The sequence below is a fragment of the Klebsiella sp. LTGPAF-6F genome (assembly GCF_001753185.1).
Classification (GTDB): domain Bacteria; phylum Pseudomonadota; class Gammaproteobacteria; order Enterobacterales; family Enterobacteriaceae; genus Klebsiella; species Klebsiella michiganensis.
The window spans coordinates 5471689-5488786 of the sequence record NZ_CP017450.1; the positions used below are offsets into that span (position 1 = coordinate 5471689).

Annotated in this window: 20 protein-coding genes and 1 other RNA gene; 14 read left to right on the forward strand and 7 right to left on the reverse strand. The window is 54.9% G+C overall.

Annotation, left to right across the window (positions count from 1 at the left end):
* Window positions 1–150 precede the first annotated feature (150 nt).
* From BJF97_RS25560 to BJF97_RS25610, 11 genes are all read left to right on the forward strand, one after another.
* Entirely contained in the window at window positions 151–1452 is a 1302-nt protein-coding gene (locus BJF97_RS25560) for an MFS transporter (RefSeq protein WP_032693243.1), read from the forward strand.
* Window positions 1453–1579: 127 nt separating this feature from the next.
* A complete protein-coding gene (gene exuR / locus BJF97_RS25565) occupies window positions 1580–2356 on the forward strand; it encodes a transcriptional regulator ExuR (protein ID WP_004854448.1) in 777 nt (258 codons plus the stop codon).
* A gap of 336 nt (window positions 2357–2692) precedes the next feature.
* Window positions 2693–3355 (forward strand): DedA family general envelope maintenance protein YqjA, encoded by a 663-nt coding sequence (gene yqjA / locus BJF97_RS25570; protein ID WP_014226938.1) that lies wholly within the window; start codon window positions 2693–2695, stop codon window positions 3353–3355.
* A gap of 8 nt (window positions 3356–3363) precedes the next feature.
* The gene (gene mzrA / locus BJF97_RS25575; RefSeq protein ID WP_161506366.1) at window positions 3364–3741 is read left to right on the forward strand and encodes an EnvZ/OmpR regulon moderator MzrA; all 378 of its coding nucleotides are present in this window, start codon (window positions 3364–3366) and stop codon (window positions 3739–3741) included.
* 149 nt (window positions 3742–3890) lie between these two features.
* Window positions 3891–4259 (forward strand): DUF1090 domain-containing protein, encoded by a 369-nt coding sequence (locus BJF97_RS25580; protein WP_014226939.1) that lies wholly within the window; start codon window positions 3891–3893, stop codon window positions 4257–4259.
* Window positions 4260–4304: 45 nt separating this feature from the next.
* Entirely contained in the window at window positions 4305–4610 is a 306-nt protein-coding gene (locus BJF97_RS25585; RefSeq protein WP_014226940.1) for a DUF883 family protein, read from the forward strand.
* Window positions 4611–4612: 2 nt separating this feature from the next.
* On the forward strand, window positions 4613–5011 hold the full coding sequence (locus BJF97_RS25590; protein WP_004854455.1) for a phage holin family protein: 399 nt from the start codon (window positions 4613–4615) through the stop codon (window positions 5009–5011).
* Window positions 5008–5307 (forward strand): YqjK-like family protein, encoded by a 300-nt coding sequence (locus BJF97_RS25595; RefSeq protein ID WP_032693244.1) that lies wholly within the window; start codon window positions 5008–5010, stop codon window positions 5305–5307. Before BJF97_RS25590 ends, BJF97_RS25595 begins: the two co-directional genes overlap by 4 nt.
* A 344-nt stretch (window positions 5308–5651) precedes the next feature.
* Window positions 5652–6044 carry a DoxX family protein gene (locus BJF97_RS25600; protein WP_004125512.1) on the forward strand — a complete coding sequence of 131 codons (393 nt, stop codon included), beginning with the start codon at window positions 5652–5654 and terminating at the stop codon, window positions 6042–6044.
* A gap of 69 nt (window positions 6045–6113) precedes the next feature.
* Window positions 6114–7100, forward strand: a complete 987-nt coding sequence (locus tag BJF97_RS25605; protein WP_032693245.1) for a glutathione S-transferase family protein — start codon at window positions 6114–6116, stop codon at window positions 7098–7100.
* A gap of 126 nt (window positions 7101–7226) precedes the next feature.
* The gene (locus tag BJF97_RS25610; RefSeq protein ID WP_004105984.1) at window positions 7227–7595 is read left to right on the forward strand and encodes a DUF805 domain-containing protein; all 369 of its coding nucleotides are present in this window, start codon (window positions 7227–7229) and stop codon (window positions 7593–7595) included.
* A 36-nt stretch (window positions 7596–7631) separates the two neighbouring features.
* On the opposite strand, the gene BJF97_RS25615 is transcribed toward BJF97_RS25610, so the two are convergent.
* A complete protein-coding gene (locus BJF97_RS25615) occupies window positions 7632–8528 on the reverse strand; it encodes a LysR family transcriptional regulator (RefSeq protein ID WP_014226944.1) in 897 nt (298 codons plus the stop codon).
* 104 nt (window positions 8529–8632) lie between these two features.
* Here BJF97_RS25615 and BJF97_RS25620 point away from each other — a divergent pair, with 104 nt between their 5' ends.
* Window positions 8633–9334 carry a pirin family protein gene (locus tag BJF97_RS25620; protein ID WP_014226945.1) on the forward strand — a complete coding sequence of 234 codons (702 nt, stop codon included), beginning with the start codon at window positions 8633–8635 and terminating at the stop codon, window positions 9332–9334.
* 24 nt (window positions 9335–9358) lie between these two features.
* Entirely contained in the window at window positions 9359–9520 is a 162-nt protein-coding gene (locus tag BJF97_RS34840; RefSeq protein ID WP_014226946.1) for a hypothetical protein, read from the forward strand.
* Between the two features lie 33 nt (window positions 9521–9553).
* Here the strand turns inward: BJF97_RS34840 and BJF97_RS25625 are convergent, their stop codons facing one another.
* The 6 genes from BJF97_RS25625 to garP form a co-directional block, all read right to left on the reverse strand.
* Window positions 9554–9964, reverse strand: coding sequence for a Spy/CpxP family protein refolding chaperone (locus BJF97_RS25625; protein ID WP_014226947.1), 411 nt, complete (start codon window positions 9962–9964; stop codon window positions 9554–9556).
* Between the two features lie 342 nt (window positions 9965–10306).
* Window positions 10307–10685, reverse strand: an RNA gene (gene rnpB, locus BJF97_RS25630) — RNase P RNA component class A.
* Window positions 10686–10717: 32 nt separating this feature from the next.
* Entirely contained in the window at window positions 10718–11863 is a 1146-nt protein-coding gene (gene garK / locus BJF97_RS25635) for a glycerate 2-kinase (RefSeq protein ID WP_014226948.1), read from the reverse strand.
* A gap of 65 nt (window positions 11864–11928) precedes the next feature.
* Window positions 11929–12819, reverse strand: coding sequence for a 2-hydroxy-3-oxopropionate reductase (gene garR, locus BJF97_RS25640; protein ID WP_004105999.1), 891 nt, complete (start codon window positions 12817–12819; stop codon window positions 11929–11931).
* A gap of 28 nt (window positions 12820–12847) precedes the next feature.
* On the reverse strand, window positions 12848–13618 hold the full coding sequence (gene garL / locus BJF97_RS25645) for a 2-dehydro-3-deoxyglucarate aldolase (protein ID WP_014226949.1): 771 nt from the start codon (window positions 13616–13618) through the stop codon (window positions 12848–12850).
* A 28-nt stretch (window positions 13619–13646) separates the two neighbouring features.
* Window positions 13647–14981, reverse strand: coding sequence for a galactarate/glucarate/glycerate transporter GarP (garP, locus tag BJF97_RS25650; protein WP_014226950.1), 1335 nt, complete (start codon window positions 14979–14981; stop codon window positions 13647–13649).
* A 518-nt stretch (window positions 14982–15499) separates the two neighbouring features.
* On the opposite strand from garP, the gene garD reads away from it, so the two are divergent.
* A complete protein-coding gene (gene garD, locus BJF97_RS25655) occupies window positions 15500–17071 on the forward strand; it encodes a galactarate dehydratase (RefSeq protein ID WP_032693246.1) in 1572 nt (523 codons plus the stop codon).
* Window positions 17072–17098: the final 27 nt, after the last annotated feature.

A 17098-nucleotide genomic window follows, 5' to 3' on the forward strand; every position in this document is an offset into this window, starting at 1 on the left:
GACACCGAATTAGACACAACAGTTAATGGCAAGGTTCGGGCCATACGAGGTTTCCTCTCCTGAACCCTCCGTTTCACCTTCTTCGCCTCAGTTACAGGGCTGGAAGATAGCCGCACCCGCTGCGGATATATAACAAACGATGAGGTTTACATGCGTAAAATTAAAGGGTTACGTTGGTACATGATCGCACTGGTGACGTTAGGTACCGTGCTGGGGTACCTAACGCGTAACACTGTGGCGGCAGCTGCGCCGACTCTGATGGAAGAGTTACACATCTCCACCCAACAGTATTCCTATATCATCGCGGCCTATTCCGCTGCCTACACCGTTATGCAACCCGTTGCCGGCTACGTGCTGGATGTTTTAGGCACTAAAATCGGCTATGCCTTCTTTGCTATCGCATGGGCGGTGTTCTGCGGCTCTACGGCGCTGGCGGGAAGCTGGGGCGGTCTGGCGCTGGCGCGCGGCGCGGTGGGTGCCGCCGAAGCGGCAATGATCCCTGCGGGCCTGAAAGCCAGCTCCGAATGGTTCCCGGCAAAAGAGCGTTCAATCGCCGTCGGCTACTTCAACGTCGGCTCCTCGATCGGCGCCATGATTGCCCCACCGCTGGTGGTTTGGGCCATCGTGATGCACAGCTGGCAGATGGCGTTTATTATCTCCGGCGTTCTGAGCTTTGCCTGGGCGATGGCGTGGCTGATTTTCTACAAACACCCGCGCGATCAGAAAAAATTAACTGAAGAAGAACGCGACTACATTATCGGCGGCCAGGAATCTCAGCATCAGACCAACAACGGCAAGAAAATGTCGCCGTGGCAGATTCTGCGCAACCGTCAGTTCTGGGGTATCGCCCTGCCGCGTTTCCTTGCCGAGCCGGCGTGGGGGACCTTCAACGCCTGGATCCCGCTGTTCATGTTTAAAGTCTACGGCTTTAACCTGAAAGAGATCGCGATGTTTGCGTGGATGCCGATGCTGTTTGCCGATCTTGGCTGTATCGTTGGGGGCTATCTGCCGCCGCTGTTCCAGCGCTGGTTTGGCGTTAACCTCATCGTTTCGCGCAAAATGGTCGTCACCCTGGGCGCGGTGCTGATGATTGGCCCGGGGATGATCGGTCTGTTCACCAGCCCGTTTGTCGCTATCGCCCTGCTGTGCGTCGGCGGCTTTGCTCACCAGGCGCTGTCCGGTGCGTTAATTACCCTCTCTTCCGACGTGTTTGGGCGTAACGAAGTGGCGACGGCGAACGGCATGACCGGTATGGCCGCCTGGCTGGCGAGCACGATGTTTGCCCTGGTGGTTGGCGCGCTGGCGGACACTATCGGCTTTAGCCCGCTGTTCGCCGTGCTGGCGGTTTTCGATGTGCTGGGCGCCGTGGTTATCTGGACCGTGCTGAAAAATAAACCGGCGGATGACGACAAGACGCCGCTGCAAACGAGTAAACCCGCCACGCAAAGCTAGAGGCACGCGAGTTATCCCCTCCGAAAGCCGCCTTGATTAAGGCGGCTTTTTCGTCTCTTCTTATGGTGAGAAGCGCGTAAAAGTGGTATAACAAATCCAATATTGTCGCCATCTCCCGGGAGCGAATATGGAAATCACTGAATCGCGTCGTCTGTATCAGCAGCTTGCTGCTGAGCTTAAAACGCGCATTGAACAAGGTGTCTACCTTGTGGGCGATAAGCTACCCGCAGAGCGGTTTATCGCTGATGAAAAAAGCGTAAGTCGTACCGTGGTTCGCGAAGCCATCATTATGCTGGAAGTTGAAGGCTACGTTGAGGTCCGCAAAGGCTCCGGCATCCACGTCATCTCTAATCATCCAAAACATCAGCAAATTGCCGACGAATCGCTGGAATTTGCCAATTACGGTCCTTTTGAGCTGTTGCAGGCCCGTCAGCTGATAGAAAGCAATATTGCCGAATTCGCGGCGACTCAGGTGACCAAGCAGGACATCATGAAGCTGATGGAAATCCAGGAAAAAGCGCGTAAAGAGAAGTGCTTCCGCGATTCCGAATGGGATCTTCAGTTCCATGTCCAGGTCGCGCTGGCGACGCAAAATACGGCGTTAGCCGCTATCGTCGAAAAAATGTGGACCCAGCGCGTGCATAACCCGTACTGGAAAAAACTGCACGACCATATCGACTCACGTACCGTCGATAACTGGTGCGACGATCATGACCAAATTCTTAAAGCGCTGATTCGCAAAGATCCGCATGCGGCTAAGCTGGCGATGTGGCAGCATCTGGAAAATACCAAGCTGATGTTGTTCAACGAAACCAGCGACGACTTTGAATTCAATGCCGATCGCTACCTGTTTGCCGATAATCCCGTGGTTCATCTCGATACGGCCGCCAACGGCGTAAAATAGACGTTCTCCTTCTGCAGGGCAGCGATTCCTCCGCTGCCCGCAAAGCCTCAGGGTAAGCAAAGCATATATAGTGTCAGCCTGTGTAAATACACTCGCCACCCTCCTTCGCAATCAGCAAAATCAGAATGCAACAAACTGCAATTTCTATGACGTAAAGTCAGCGGGTTTGTTACAATTAGATGCATTTTGTCGTTCTGAGAGTAAGCTTTGGCTTACTTCACTTTTAAACAGGGAACCGTTCAGAGCGCAGTAGCGACCATAATCTAATAAAAAGCTATGTCGCCGTGCATATACCGCGTTCAGACGTGCCGTTAACCGATGTACCAGGAATCGTGAATGGAACTATTAACCCAATTATTGAACGCCTTGTGGGCTCAGGATTACGAAACTCTCGCTAATCCCTCCATGATTGGCATGCTGTACTTTGTCTTATTTATGATTTTGTTCCTTGAGAACGGTTTGCTGCCCGCCGCATTTTTGCCCGGCGATAGCCTGCTTGTGCTGGTCGGCGTCCTGATAGCTAAAGGCGCGATGGGCTTTCCGGAAACGCTGCTGCTGCTCACCGCGGCGGCAAGTCTCGGCTGCTGGCTGAGCTATATTCAGGGCCGATGGCTGGGCAATACGCGAATCGTACAAAACTGGCTATCGCACCTCCCTTCGCACTATCATCAGCGCGCGCATCACCTGTTCCATAAGCACGGGCTTTCCGCACTGCTGATTGGCCGCTTTATTGCTTTCGTTCGTACGCTGCTGCCGACCATCGCCGGGCTATCAGGCCTGAGCAGCACACGCTTCCAGTTTTTTAACTGGATGAGCGGGCTGCTGTGGGTTCTGATTCTGACCTCGCTGGGATACCTGCTGGGGAAAACGCCGGTATTCCTGAAGTATGAAGATCAGCTGATGTCCTGCCTGATGCTGCTGCCCGTCGCGCTGCTGGTGTTTGGCCTGATAGGTTCGCTGATTGTCCTGTGGAAGAAAAAATACAGAAGCCGGGGCTAACAATGGAGATGACACGCTCCTCTCTGCGTCAGATAAGCTGGGTGCTGGGCGGTTCGCTACTCCTGTGCGGCCTGTTCTGGCTCTGGCTCACCGTGCAACAGCAGGAATCCACGCTGGCTATTCGTCCCGTTAGTCAGGGTATCAGCATGCCGGACGGTTTTTCCGTCTGGCACCATCTCGACGCTAACGGTATCCGTTTTAAAAGCATTACGCCGCAGAATGACGGTTTGCTTATCAAGTTTGACTCCAGCGCTCAGGGCGCTGCGGCAAAAGAAGTTTTGGGCCGCGCTCTACCGCATGGTTATATTATCGCTTTAGTGGAAGACGATGATTCGCCTACCGCCTGGATTTCGCGCCTGCGCGATACGCCGCACAGATTCGGGTAATCCACGAAAATTCCGAATATATTCACCCTGTTTGGTGATTTCCCGGTTTACTTACTATCATTAAGTTTGCGGGCGTCACCAGACTCACGTTACTCAACTGGATAGGGGATATTCTGAGATATTCCCCCACACAATGGAAGGTCGTATCCATGAAACACCGCATCGCTTTGATCCTGGTTCTGTCATCACTGAGCGCCAGCGCCTTTGCCATCTCCCCTTGCCAGGAAAAAGAGCAGGATATCCAGCGGGAGATCAGCTACGCAGAAAAGCATCATAACCAGCACCGTATTGACGGTCTGAAAAAGGCGCTGAGCGAAGTAAAAGCGCACTGCAGCGACAGCCAGCTCAAAGCCGATCACCAGAAAAAAATCGCCAAACAGCAGGAAGAAATTACCGAACGTCGGAACGACCTGCGCGAAGCCGAACAGAAAGGCGATGCTGACAAAATCAGCAAGCGTCAACGTAAACTTGATGAAGCGCAGCAGGAACTGAAAGAGCTGCAGTCTCGCGAGTACTAATCGATTAAGCAAGACCAATATGGACCACTTTAACAGGAGATAAACATGGCTAAAGATAACGTTGCAGAAGACCTGCGTGCGGAACTGAAGACGCTGGCTGATACCCTGGAAGAAGTGCTGAACTCCTCCACGGATAAGTCGAAAGAAGAGATTGGTAAGCTGCGCAGTAAAGCCGAAAGCGCGCTGAAGGAAAGCCGTGCTCGACTGGGTGAAACCAGCGATGCTCTCCTGAAGCAAACGCGAGAAACCGCTGCGCGTGCAGATGAATACGTCCGTGAAAACCCCTGGACCGGCGTGGGAATTGGTGCTGCCGTCGGGCTGGTACTGGGTGTCCTGCTGACGCGTCGTTAATTATGGCGAACTCTAAAAGCACGCAAGGACCTGGGCAAAGCGTTTTCGGCATCGGTCAGCGAATAGTCACTTTGCTGGTCGAGATGGTGGAAACGCGCCTGCGCCTGGTCGTCGTGGAGCTGGAAGAGGAGAAAGCCAATCTCTTCCAGCTGTTCCTGATGCTCGGGCTGACGCTGCTGTTTGCCGCGTTCGGGCTGATGAGCATGCTGGTGCTCATCATCTGGGCCGTCGATGCGCAGTATCGGCTCAACGTGATGATCGCCACCACCGCTATCCTGCTGCTGGCAGCGCTCATTGGCGGTATCTGGACCTTACGCAAAGCCCGACGTTCAACGTTCCTGCGCTTCACGCGTCAGGAGCTGGCTAACGACCGCGCATTGCTGGAGGACGATAAGCCATGAGCCGCGAACAGCAGGAACGCGAACGACAAAAAGCGCTTTTGCTGCGCCTGATCCAACAGCAGCGGCTGGACCTTAGCGCCAGCCACCGCCACTGGATTGAAGCGACCGCGCCCATTGATCGCGGCTGGAACACCTTCCTCAATCTGCGTTCATGGGCGATGGTCGGCAGCGGCATCGTAGCAATATGGTCCGTTCGCCATCCGCGCTTTTTGATGCGCTGGGCAAAGCGCAGCCTCGGTATCTGGAGCACCTGGCGGATGGCCCGCAAGCTGTTGCAGCAGTCCGCATCGCGCTAAGGGTAATGACCGGGTCCGGCGCCAGCCGCCGCCCGGCATCCCTCTCGCCCCACTGTCCCCGTCAGGTTTGCCCCTCTTCTTGCTCACCAGCAGACCGCTTTCGCCTTTCAGCGTCTGCCGTCATTTTGCGCAGCACCGCCTGTACGACCCGCTACAGCCCCACTTACATTCATGTCCTTTATCAATAATTACTCAGAAACTTTGAAGAAGATCTACAGTTTTCCTTGCTAACAATCACATCTCATCCTCGCTAATATCCTCTCCATCGACAGCAAGCCCGCGTAACTACGCAGGATTGCACCAAAAAACAAAATCGCCGCCCTTTGGGTTTTCTGGAGTAAGAAATGAAAAAATTAGAAGATGTTGGTGTACTGGTAGCGCGCATTCTGATGCCCATTCTGTTTATCACCGCAGGTTGGGGAAAAATCACCGGTTATGCGGGTACTCAACAATATATGGAAGCCATGGGCGTCCCTGGGTTTATGCTGCCGCTGGTTATCCTGCTTGAATTCGGCGGCGGTCTGGCGATTCTGTTCGGTTTCCTGACCCGCACCACCGCGCTGTTCACCGCAGGCTTCACCGTGCTGACCGCGTTTCTGTTCCACAGCAACTTTGCTGAGGGCGTGAACTCGCTGATGTTCATGAAAAACCTGAGCATCGCAGGCGGCTTCCTGCTGCTGGCTATCACCGGTCCAGGCGCCTTTAGTATTGACCGCGTCCTGAATAAAAAGTGGTAAGCGCACTATACTAGTAAATAAAAAAGCGAGGGGACTTCTCCTCGCTTTTGCTATCTGAAGGAGGAAATAATGGGACAATTAGTTGACGGCGTCTGGCACGATACCTGGTATGACACCAAATCCACCGGAGGGCGATTTAAGCGTTCTGTGTCCGCCTTTCGCAACTGGCTAACCGCCGACGGCGCGCCGGGCCCAAGCGGCGAAGCCGGGTTCGCTGCGGAAAAAGACCGTTACCATCTGTACGTTTCTCTGGCCTGCCCATGGGCGCATCGCACCCTGATCCTGCGCAGCCTGAAAGGACTGGAGCCGTTTATCTCCGTCTCCGTGGTCAACCCCCTGATGTTCGAGAACGGCTGGACTTTCGACGATAGCTTCCCGGCAGCGACGGGCGATACCCTCTACCAGCACGAATTTCTTTATCAGCTTTATCTGCATGCCGATCCCCACTACAGCGGGCGCGTCACGGTGCCCGTATTGTGGGACAAAAAGCAGCAAACCATCGTCAGCAATGAGTCGGCGGAAATCATCCGCATGTTGAATACCGCATTTGACGGACTGGGTGCCCGCGCTGGAGATTACTACCCGCCTGAGCTGCGCGCGCAAATTGATGAGCTGAACGGCTGGATCTATGACAACGTCAACAACGGGGTCTATAAAGCCGGATTCGCCACCAGCCAGCAGGCCTATGACGAAGCGGTCGATGGGGTATTTACGTCTCTGGAGCGTCTGGAACAAATCCTTGGTCAACACCGCTTCCTGACCGGTAACCAGCTGACGGAGGCCGATATTCGTCTGTGGACCACCCTGGTTCGTTTCGACCCGGTGTATGTGACCCACTTTAAATGCGACAAACGCCGCATCAGCGATTATCTCAATCTTTATGGCTTCCTGCGCGATATCTACCAGATGCCGGGCATCGCGGAAACGGTGGATTTTGCCCATATTCGCAACCATTACTACCGTAGCCATAAGACGATCAACCCAACCGGGATTATCTCCGTCGGCCCGCAGCAGGATCTTAACGAACCGCACGGCCGCGATCTTCGCTTCCGCTAATCCGTTGGGCGCCATTTACCGCGCCCAATAATTCACAAAACAAATATTTACCAGCATTTCATTCACGTCTATTCTTATTTCGATCGCTTTAAAAACAAGTGATTGACGGTTAATCGAGGCGTAAAAATGGACTGGTATCTTAAAGTATTAAAAAACTACATTGGATTTGGCGGCCGCGCCCGGCGCAAAGAGTACTGGATGTTTATTCTGGTCAACATCATCCTGACCGGCGTACTCAGCATTATTGATAAAATGCTCGGATGGCAGCGCGCCGGAGGGGAAGGCATTCTGACGACCATCTATGGCGTGCTGATATTCTTACCGTGGTGGGCGGTGCAGTTTCGTCGATTGCACGACACCGACCGCTCGGCATGGTGGCTGTTATTGCTGCTGATCCCCGTGATCGGCTGGCTGGTGATCCTGGTCTTCAATTGCCAGAACGGCACTCCCGGCAATAACCGCTTCGGGCCGGACCCGAAACCGACCTCTTACTGACCATGCGCCCCTCGTCAAAAAGGGGCGCATTTTGTTTTATCTTGCCATAAATAGCTTCGGGATTTCCCGCAGACACCATGATTTTGCCTCACCCATGCTGTCCCGGCGCCAGGCCATAATAATGTCGATCTCGTTGCTGTACTCCGGGCTGACCACCCGCAGGCGCCCTTCGGCAATATCCCGCTCAACCAGCGGATAGGGCATCGTGGCGACGCCCAACCCTGCCAGCAGCGCCTGGCGTTTATCTTCGATCGAGCTCACGGTTAATCGCGGCTGTTTATCAAGCAGCTGCACCGTCAGCACCGGACGTTCGCGGGCGGTGTCCGCCACCGCCACGCCGCGATACTTCACGCGCGTGACTTCAGAAAGCGGCTCAGGCTCGAGGTGAATGGGATGGTCGGGGGCGGCAACGTAGACGCTCATAACCGAGTAGAGCTTACGGGAGTTAATTTCCGAGGAGGAACGGAAATGCATATCCGGCGCAACGACAATATCCGCCCGCCCCTGCTCAAGGCGCTCCCATGCCCCGGCCAGCACTTCGGTAATAATCGACAGCTGGGTGTTCGATTTGGTCGCGAGCTTTTCAATTAGCGGAAACAGGTCGGTGGTAGGTACCAGCGCCTCGGTGACGATGGTCAGGTGCGTTTCCCAGCCGCGCGATAGCGCTTCGGCATCGGTTGTCAGCTTATCCGCCGCTTCAAGCAGAACGCGCCCGCGCTCGAGCAGCATTCGGCCAACGTTGGTGAATTTTGTTCGATGACCTGAACGGTCAAACAGAACGACATCCAGCTCTTCTTCCAGCTTTTGCATGGTATAGCTGAGCGCTGAAGGCACTCGACCAAGCTCATCAGCCGCCGCCGCAAAGCTTCCGCGCCGGTCAATCGCATCCATAACGCGTAACGCTTCCAGCGTTAATGCTCTCTCTTTAGCCATCGTTCTCTCATTCAGGAAATTTGAACATACCGGGCAGAATATCTGGCTAACAATACAGCGTCCATACCTTTACCATTGATTTAGTGTAAAGAGAGGTCAAGAAGATGATTACAACCCGAACAGCCAAACAGTGCGGTCAAGCCGACTTCGGCTGGCTGCAGGCCCGCTACACCTTTTCCTTTGGCCACTACTTCGACCCGAAATTGCTAGGTTACGCGTCGCTGCGCGTGCTCAACCAGGAAGTCCTGGCGCCCGGCGCGTCGTTCCAGCCGCGTACCTATCCGAAAGTCGACATTCTGAACCTGATACTGGAAGGTGAAGCGGAATACCGCGACAGCGATGGCAACCATATCCAGGCTAAAGCTGGCGAAGCGCTGCTGATATCCACCCAGCCTGGCGTGAGCTACAGCGAGCACAACCTGAGCAAAGAGAGCTCGCTGACGCGAATCCAGCTGTGGCTGGACGCCTGCCCGCAGCATGAAAACCCGCTGGTGCAAAAAATCGCTATCGCCGAGGGAGCGCAGCAGCTGCTGGCTTCGCCGGACGGCAGCCAGAACAGTCTCCAGCTGCGCCAGCAGGTATGGATCCACCATATCAATCTGGCGAAAGGCGAGCAGCTTAACGTGCAGCTCCACGGCCCGCGCGCCTACCTGCAGTCGATTCACGGCACGGTACATGCGCGAGTGCAGGAAGAAGAGAAACAGGCTTTGACCTGCGGCGATGGCGCGTTTATTCGTGACGAAGCTAACATTACCCTCGTTGCCGATACGCCGCTGCGCGCTTTGCTGATAGATTTACCTGTGTAACAACGGCAGTAAGGGAGTGTGTCAGTGGGCAAGAAGAAAACAAAAAAAGCGGTGCTGGCAGCGTCGCAGCCGCAGCCAGAAACCATGACAACGGTTAGCTTTGGTTATGAAGAGATGTTGAGCGAACTGGAGGCGATCGTCGCAGAAGCGGAGATACGGCTCCAGGAAGAAGAAAGCGTCGCCTGACGTCAATATCGGCCCCGGCCGGGGCCGATAGATTTACTCACTCAGCGCCTGAGCTAAATCTTTTTGGACCTGCTTACGCTGTTCTGGCGTCAGGACCTGATTCACATCAAAATAGTACTTCACGCGATAATAGCGGACCTGCTGTTCGACTTTACTAAACGCCGCCAGCTGATCTTTGACCGCTTTTTCATTCCATTTTCCGGAATCAATCACATCAAATAATACGCCGTCTTTAATATCTTTCTGGGAGATCTGCTGAACGTTTTTTTCCAGCTGCTGGTGCAGGCTTTTAATTTTCGTTACCTGATCCTGGGTCAGTTTTAAGTGTTGGACAATCGGATCCTGCGCCGGGGCTGGCGCAGCGTTAACATCCGCAGCCTGTGCCGCCATTGAGAAGCCCGTAGCGAGGACGGTTGTCACTGCAATGCGAGTCATTAATTTCATTTTTTGTTTTATCCTGATTAATTATCACCGATGTGGCTGGCTATTATTTTTCATAAGCCGATGACGAAATGTAAAAAATAGTTCGCATAAATGTAGTTAAATCAGGAGATACATAATAAACATGAATGCCATAATTGAATTCATTTATTTTAAATATATTAATTAAGCAAGAAGGACGCATAACCGTATGAGTCATAATGCGGTTGATGGCAGACCTGTTTCCCCCATTGTGCCGCTTTCTTTTGGGGTATAGCGTCGTGGACAGTCATTCATCTGCCCTCTGTTTCAACCTTTAGCCGAAAACAAAAACCCCCGCCATTTCTGACGAGGGTTTTCTTTGAATGAGGAAGCTGACCGTTAAGCCGGGTTCTGTCGTGGACAGTCATTCATCTAGGCCAGCAATCGCTCACTGGCTCAAGCAGCCTACCCGGGTTCAGTACGGGCCGTACCTTATGAACCCCTATTTGGCCTTGCTCCGGGTGGAGTTTACCGTGCCGCGAACTGTTACCAGACGCGCGGTGCGCTCTTACCGCACCCTTTCACCCTTACCTGATCCCACTTGCGTGGGCCATCGGCGGTTTGCTCTCTGTTGCACTGGTCGTGGGCTTGCGCCCCCCAGGCGTTACCTGGCACCCTGCCCTATGGAGCCCGGACTTTCCTCCCCTCCGCCCGTCTCCCCCGAAGAGGACGACGACGAAGCGGCGACTGTCTGGTCAGCTTCGGCGCGCAGTATAGAGGGTTTACCGACGGTTGTCATCCTTCCGTCGCCATCCCAACCTGCAATGTCGCCGCAATATTACGCGACGCATGATAAATATTGTCCGCCGCGCCGCGAAACGCCTCTTCGAGCGTCGTTACGCTGGTCAGTACGCTAAACACCGCATCAATCCCATACTGGTGAACCACGCCGACGTCCCGGGTCAGACTACCGGCAATGCCAATTACCGGCTTATGATACTTTTTCGCCACGTTCGCCACGCCAACCGGCACTTTACCGTTAATACTCTGGCTATCCAGCCGGCCTTCACCGGTCACCACCAGCGAACAATCGAGGATATGCTCTTCCAGATTCAGCGCCTGGGTCACGATTTCAATCCCGCTGCGTAATTCAGCGTTCAGGAACGCCATCAGCGCTGCGCCCATACCGCCCGCCGCGCCCGCGCCGGCAACCTGCTTCACATCGACATGCAGATCGGCCTTAATAACGTCCGCATAGTGCGCCAGGTTGCTGTCCAGCTCGCGGATCATCGCTTCGGTAGCCCCTTTCTGCGGACCAAATATCCTTGATGCGCCAGTATCGCCAGTCAGCGGATTGGTGACATCGCAGGCGACCCGAATAGCGCAATCATGCAGTCGCGCATCAAGACCGGAGAGATCTATCGAATTGAGGCTACACAGACTACCGCCGCCGTTGCCAATCTCCACGCCATTGGCATCGCAGAGACGCGCGCCCAGCGCCTGAACCATCCCCGCGCCGCCGTCATTGGTGGCGCTGCCGCCAATGCCAATGATGATATTTTTCGCCCCATGATCCAGCGCCTGCAAAATCAGCTCGCCGGTACCGCGCGACGTCGTCAATAGCGGGTTACGCTGAGCGGGCGGCACCAGCCCCAGCCCGCTGGCCGCAGCCATTTCGATAAACGCGGTTTTGCCGTCGCCGGAGAGCCCCCAGCAGGCATTAACCGGAACACCCAGCGGCCCCGTCACGCAGGCGCTCATTTCGGTTCCCTGCGTCGCGGCAATCATCGCCTCAACGGTACCTTCTCCGCCATCGGCGAGAGGAACCTTCACGTAGAGCGCATCGGGGAAAATTTCCCGAAAACCTTTTTCTATAGCCTGAGCAACCTCGGTGGCCGAGAGGCTTTCTTTATAAGAGTCTGGGGCGATTACGATTTTCATAGTTATGTAGCCTGACAGTGCCGCGCGAGGCAAGAATTACAGGGCGCGCATCCGCGCCCTTCTTGTTAGCGAGTGACTTCCACTTTCGCCAGTTTTTCGTAGTAGCATGCAAGCGCGCTGTGGTCGGCGGTACCCAAACCGTCGGCGCGCAGCGCCTGCATCATCTCCATCACCGCGGCGGTCAGCGGCAGCTGGGCGCCCACGCCGTGAGAAGTGTCCAGCGCATTCGCCAGATCTTTGATATGCAGATCGATACGGAAACCCGGCTTGAAGTTGCGGTCCATCACCATTGGCGCTTTGGCATCCAGTACGGTACTCCCGGCCAGCCCGCCGCGGATGGCCTGATATACCAGATCCGGGTTCACGCCCGCTTTGGTCGCCAGCGTCAGCGCTTCGGACATCGCCGCAATGTTCAGCGCCACGATCACCTGGTTGGCCAGCTTGGTCACGTTGCCCGCGCCGATCTCGCCGGTATGCACCACCGAACCCGCCATCGCTTTCAGCAGATCGTAATATTTGTCGAAAATCGCTTTATCACCGCCCACCATCACCGACAGCGTACCGTCGATGGCCTTCGGTTCGCCGCCGCTGACCGGCGCATCCAGCATATCGACGCCTTTCGCTTTCAGCGCTTCGCTGATTTCGCGGCTCGCCAGCGGCGCGATGGAGCTCATATCGATCAGCACGGTGCCCGGCTTCGCGCCTTCAATAATGCCGCCTTCACCCAGCGCCACCTCTTTCACGTGCGGGGAGTTCGGCAGCATGGTGATGATCACATCGCACTGCTCGGCAATCGCTTTCGCTGACGCGGCGGTTTCTGCGCCTGCGGCAATCACTTCGGCAATCGCTTCCGGGTTACGGTCAGCAACCACCAACGAGTAACCTGCCTTGAGGAGGTTTTTACTCATTGGTTTACCCATGATACCGAGGCCAATAAAACCAACTTTCATTGTCATGTCTTTATCTCTCTAGTTTCGGTGGTGGTTATTTCTTAAAGGAGTCAGCCAGCTTCTGCGTGGCAGAACGGAAAACGCCCAGGTCGCTGCCGACGGCAACAAAGGTTGCGCCCCATTCCAGATAGCGGCGCGCGTCGGCTTCAACCGGCGCCAGAATGCCGCTCGGCTTACCGTGCTTTTTCGCGCTGGCAAAAATGTGCTGGATAGCTTTCTGCACTTCCGGATGGGAAGCATTGCCCAGATGGCCCAGCGCAGCGGCCAGATCGCTTGGGCCAACAAAAATACCGTCAACGCCCGTCGTGGCGGCTATCGCATCAACGTTATCCACGCCCTGCTGGCTCTCGATTTGCACGAGGATGGTGATGTTGTTGTTCGACTGCGCGAAGTAATCCGGCACGGTGCCAAACATATTGGCGCGGTGCGAGACGGATACACCGCGAATGCCTTCTGGCGGATAGCGGGTTGAGGCGACGGCGTTAACCGCCTGCTCTTCCGTTTCGACAAACGGAATCAGGAAGTTATAAAAACCGATATCCAGCAGACGCTTAATAATCACCGGCTCATTGGTCGGTACGCGAACGACCGGCGCGCTGGCGCTGCCTTTCAGCGCCATCAGCTGCGGGATAAAGGTTGAGATGTCGTTCGGCGCATGTTCGCCGTCCAGTACCAGCCAGTCGAAACCTGCCAGACCTAAAACTTCGGTGCTAATTGGGCTCGCCAGCGCGGACCAGCAGCCAATCTGAACCTGATGCGCCGCCAGGGCCGCCTTAAATTTGTTCGGGAAGATATCGTTGTTCATCGTTTATACCTTGTCACTTAACCGTTAATTATTTCTGCAGTTCCATGCGTTTGATGTCGCCAACCACAAACAGATAGCAAACCATCGCCATCAGGGCTGAGCATCCGACGAAGACCAGCGCTGCGTTGAATGAGTGCAGCTCGCTCACCAGGTAACCGATAACCAGCGGGGTTACGATGGAAGCGACGTTACCAAATACGTTAAAGACGCCGCCGCACAGGCCGACAATCTCTTTCGGCGCGGTATCGGAAATCACCGGCCAGCCCAGCGCGCCGAACCCTTTACCGAAGAAAGCCAGCGCCATCAGGGTCACCACCAGCGCGGTGTTATCGGTGTAGTTACACAGAATGATGGTGGAAGCCAGCAGCATTCCGAGGACGATCGGCAGCTTACGCGCCACGGTGATGGAAAAACCGCGTTTAATCAGATAGTCGGAGAACACCCCGCCCAGCACGCCGCCGGCAAAACCGCACAGCGCCGGAATCGATGCGACCAGACCCACTTTCAGAATCGACATGCCCTTTTCCTGCACCAGATAAATCGGGAACCAGGTGAGGAAGAACCAGGTGATGGTATTGATAAAATATTGGCCGAAGAATACGCCCAGCATCATGCGGTTGGTCAACAGCTGCTTGATATAGTGCAGTTTAGGTCCGCTGGCCGCCGTGCTGCCGGGCTTTTTATGGTCCATATCAACGACGGCGCCGTTCTCGGAGATAAACTTCAGCTCCTCCTGCGTCATGCGCGGGTGGTCGGTAGGGTTGTGGATCAGTTTTATCCACAGACCGGTCAGCACAAAGCCAATCACGCCCATGACGGTGAAGACGTGCTCCCAACCCCAGGCGAAGGTCAGCCAGCCCAGCAGCGGCGAGAACAGCGCCAGGGAGAAATACTGCGCGGAGTTAAAGATCGCCGATGCGGTCCCGCGCTCTTTCGTCGGAAACCACGCCGCGACGATACGGGCGTTTGCCGGGAAAGATGGCGCTTCAGAGAAACCCAGCATAAAGCGCATAAAAAACATTGAGATACCCGCCCACGCCAGTGGAAACATATCCACAAAGCCTTGCAGGAAGGTAAACAGCGACCAGAAGAACAGGCTGTAAGAGTAGACTTTCTTCGAGCCAAATTTATCGAGCAGCCAGCCGCCGGGGATCTGCATCAGCAGGTAGGCCCAGCCGAAAGCAGAGAAAATATAGCCCATCGAGACTGCGCTCAGCTGCAGCTCTTTCGCCACCTCTGTACCGGCGATCGAGAGCGTCGCCCGGTCGGCATAGTTAACGGCGGTAACAATGAAAATGATCAACAAAATTAAATATCGAGTTGGCACTTCCTTTTTCTGTTCTATCGTTGCATCCAGACTCATCTAATATTCCTCAGGTACAACACACCTTCCATTATTTATTTTGGTGTGATTCTTTATTATTCAGAAATCAATATCAGGAGGTATCGATTTACTTATCCGGCGCATTGCAAGCATGACTCAGTATAATCAGCTTGCGAGCGTTAAACACTGTGCATATAACCTGTAAATGGCGTTTAATTATCGTTATTGTTGTGCAAATGCAATAATCAGTGGGCGCTGTTCCACAGTTCCAGCGATTTCCCTCTTTAACGTATTCGCCCGCGCAGCAATGGGTGATTTAGATCACATTTTCAGATTCAAACACCTGACATTCTCTATTTCACAAATCTGCACATCAGAAATTGAATATACCCTAAATATTTCGAGTTGCATGAAGGCGGCAACGCAGGGAATCCCCATGAGCTTACTAAAGTAAGTGACTGGGGTGAGCGAGGAAATCCAGCGCACATGCAGCTTGAAATATGACGGATATAAACGTTTTATTTTATTATTCGCACCTTGCTGGAGAATACTGGACAATGGCTGACATTGAAATTAGACAAGAATCGCCAACGGCGTTTTATATAAAAGTAGACGAAACGGATAACGTGGCGATTATTGTTAACGATCGAGGTTTAAAGGCCGGAACGCGTTTCCCCGACGGGGTCACGCTCGTTGAACATATCCCGCAAGGCCACAAAGTCGCGCTGGTCGATATTCCCGTCCACGGTGAAATCATCCGCTATGGCGAAGTGATTGGCTATGCGGTACGCGATATTCCGCAGGGCAGCTGGATTGACGAATCGCTGGTCGAACTACCGAAAGCGCCGCCGCTGCATACCCTACCGCTGGCGACCAAAGTCCCGGCGCCGCTGCCGCCGCTGGAAGGCTATACCTTCGAAGGCTATCGCAACGCCGACGGTAGCGTGGGCACCAAAAACCTGCTCGGCATTAGCACCAGCGTGCACTGCGTGGCGGGCGTCGTCGATTATGTGGTGAAAATTATCGAACGCGATCTGCTGCCGAAGTATCCCAACGTCGATGGCGTTGTGGGTCTGAACCACCTGTATGGCTGCGGCGTGGCGATTAACGCCCCGGCGGCGATCGTCCCGATCCGCACCATTCATAACCTGGCGCTCAATCCAAACTTCGGCGGCGAAGTGATGGTGATTGGCCTTGGCTGCGAAAAACTGCAGCCGGAGCGCCTGCTGGAAGGCACCGACGATGTGAAAAGTATCCCCGTGGATAGCGCCAGCATCGTCAGCCTGCAGGATGAGAAGCACGTTGGTTTTAAATCAATGGTGGATGACATTCTGCAGGTCGCCGAGCGCCACCTGGAGAAGCTGAACCAGCGCCAGCGTGAAACCTGCCCGGCCTCCGAGCTGGTTGTCGGTATGCAGTGCGGCGGCAGCGATGCGTTTTCTGGCGTCACCGCCAACCCGGCGGTGGGCTACGCATCCGATCTGCTGGTGCGCTGCGGGGCGACCGTTATGTTCTCGGAAGTCACCGAAGTGCGCGATGCGATCCACTTGCTGACGCCGCGCGCCATCAACGAAGAAGTCGGAAAACGCCTGCTGGAGGAGATGGCCTGGTACGATAACTATCTCGATATGGGCAAAACCGACCGCAGCGCCAACCCCTCCCCGGGCAACAAGAAAGGCGGCCTGGCGAACGTCGTCGAGAAAGCGCTGGGCTCTATCGCTAAATCCGGGAAGAGCGCGATTGCCGAAGTGCTCTCTCCGGGGCAGCGCCCGACCAAACGCGGGCTGATTTACGCCGCGACGCCGGCGAGCGACTTTGTCTGCGGTACTCAGCAGGTGGCTTCCGGGATCACGGTGCAGGTCTTTACTACCGGTCGCGGTACGCCGTACGGCCTGGTCGCCGTGCCGGTCATAAAAATGGCGACGCGTACCGAGCTGGCAAACCGCTGGTATGACTTAATGGATATCAACGCGGGAACCATCGCCACCGGAGAAGAAACCATCGAAGAGGTTGGGCTGAAGCTGTTTGAATTTATTCTTGACGTCGCCAGCGGCCGCAAGAAGACCTTCTCGGATCAGTGGGGATTGCACAATCAGCTGGCGGTGTTTAACCCGGCGCCGGTGACGTGATCGAATCAGCAATTTATCCCGCTCGTG

What these genes read in the sequence shown, in the direction of transcription:
- garR (WP_004105999.1), bottom strand. Translation starts at nt 12,819, where the DNA reads ATGACAATGAAAGTTGGTTTTATTGGCCTCGGTATCATGGGTAAACCA.
- BJF97_RS25585 (WP_014226940.1), top strand. Translation starts at nt 4,305, where the DNA reads ATGGCTAAAGATAACGTTGCAGAAGACCTGCGTGCGGAACTGAAGACG.
- BJF97_RS25580 (WP_014226939.1), top strand. Translation starts at nt 3,891, where the DNA reads ATGAAACACCGCATCGCTTTGATCCTGGTTCTGTCATCACTGAGCGCC.
- garP (WP_014226950.1), bottom strand. Translation starts at nt 14,981, where the DNA reads ATGAGTCTGGATGCAACGATAGAACAGAAAAAGGAAGTGCCAACTCGA.
- BJF97_RS25560 (WP_032693243.1), top strand. Translation starts at nt 151, where the DNA reads ATGCGTAAAATTAAAGGGTTACGTTGGTACATGATCGCACTGGTGACG.
- yqjA (WP_014226938.1), top strand. Translation starts at nt 2,693, where the DNA reads ATGGAACTATTAACCCAATTATTGAACGCCTTGTGGGCTCAGGATTAC.
- garK (WP_014226948.1), bottom strand. Translation starts at nt 11,863, where the DNA reads ATGAAAATCGTAATCGCCCCAGACTCTTATAAAGAAAGCCTCTCGGCC.
- garD (WP_032693246.1), top strand. Translation starts at nt 15,500, where the DNA reads ATGGCTGACATTGAAATTAGACAAGAATCGCCAACGGCGTTTTATATA.
- BJF97_RS25615 (WP_014226944.1), bottom strand. Translation starts at nt 8,528, where the DNA reads ATGGCTAAAGAGAGAGCATTAACGCTGGAAGCGTTACGCGTTATGGAT.
- BJF97_RS25610 (WP_004105984.1), top strand. Translation starts at nt 7,227, where the DNA reads ATGGACTGGTATCTTAAAGTATTAAAAAACTACATTGGATTTGGCGGC.
- BJF97_RS25625 (WP_014226947.1), bottom strand. Translation starts at nt 9,964, where the DNA reads ATGAAATTAATGACTCGCATTGCAGTGACAACCGTCCTCGCTACGGGC.
- BJF97_RS25600 (WP_004125512.1), top strand. Translation starts at nt 5,652, where the DNA reads ATGAAAAAATTAGAAGATGTTGGTGTACTGGTAGCGCGCATTCTGATG.
- BJF97_RS25595 (WP_032693244.1), top strand. Translation starts at nt 5,008, where the DNA reads ATGAGCCGCGAACAGCAGGAACGCGAACGACAAAAAGCGCTTTTGCTG.
- BJF97_RS25605 (WP_032693245.1), top strand. Translation starts at nt 6,114, where the DNA reads ATGGGACAATTAGTTGACGGCGTCTGGCACGATACCTGGTATGACACC.
- mzrA (WP_161506366.1), top strand. Translation starts at nt 3,364, where the DNA reads ATGACACGCTCCTCTCTGCGTCAGATAAGCTGGGTGCTGGGCGGTTCG.
- garL (WP_014226949.1), bottom strand. Translation starts at nt 13,618, where the DNA reads ATGAACAACGATATCTTCCCGAACAAATTTAAGGCGGCCCTGGCGGCG.
- exuR (WP_004854448.1), top strand. Translation starts at nt 1,580, where the DNA reads ATGGAAATCACTGAATCGCGTCGTCTGTATCAGCAGCTTGCTGCTGAG.
- BJF97_RS25590 (WP_004854455.1), top strand. Translation starts at nt 4,613, where the DNA reads ATGGCGAACTCTAAAAGCACGCAAGGACCTGGGCAAAGCGTTTTCGGC.
- BJF97_RS25620 (WP_014226945.1), top strand. Translation starts at nt 8,633, where the DNA reads ATGATTACAACCCGAACAGCCAAACAGTGCGGTCAAGCCGACTTCGGC.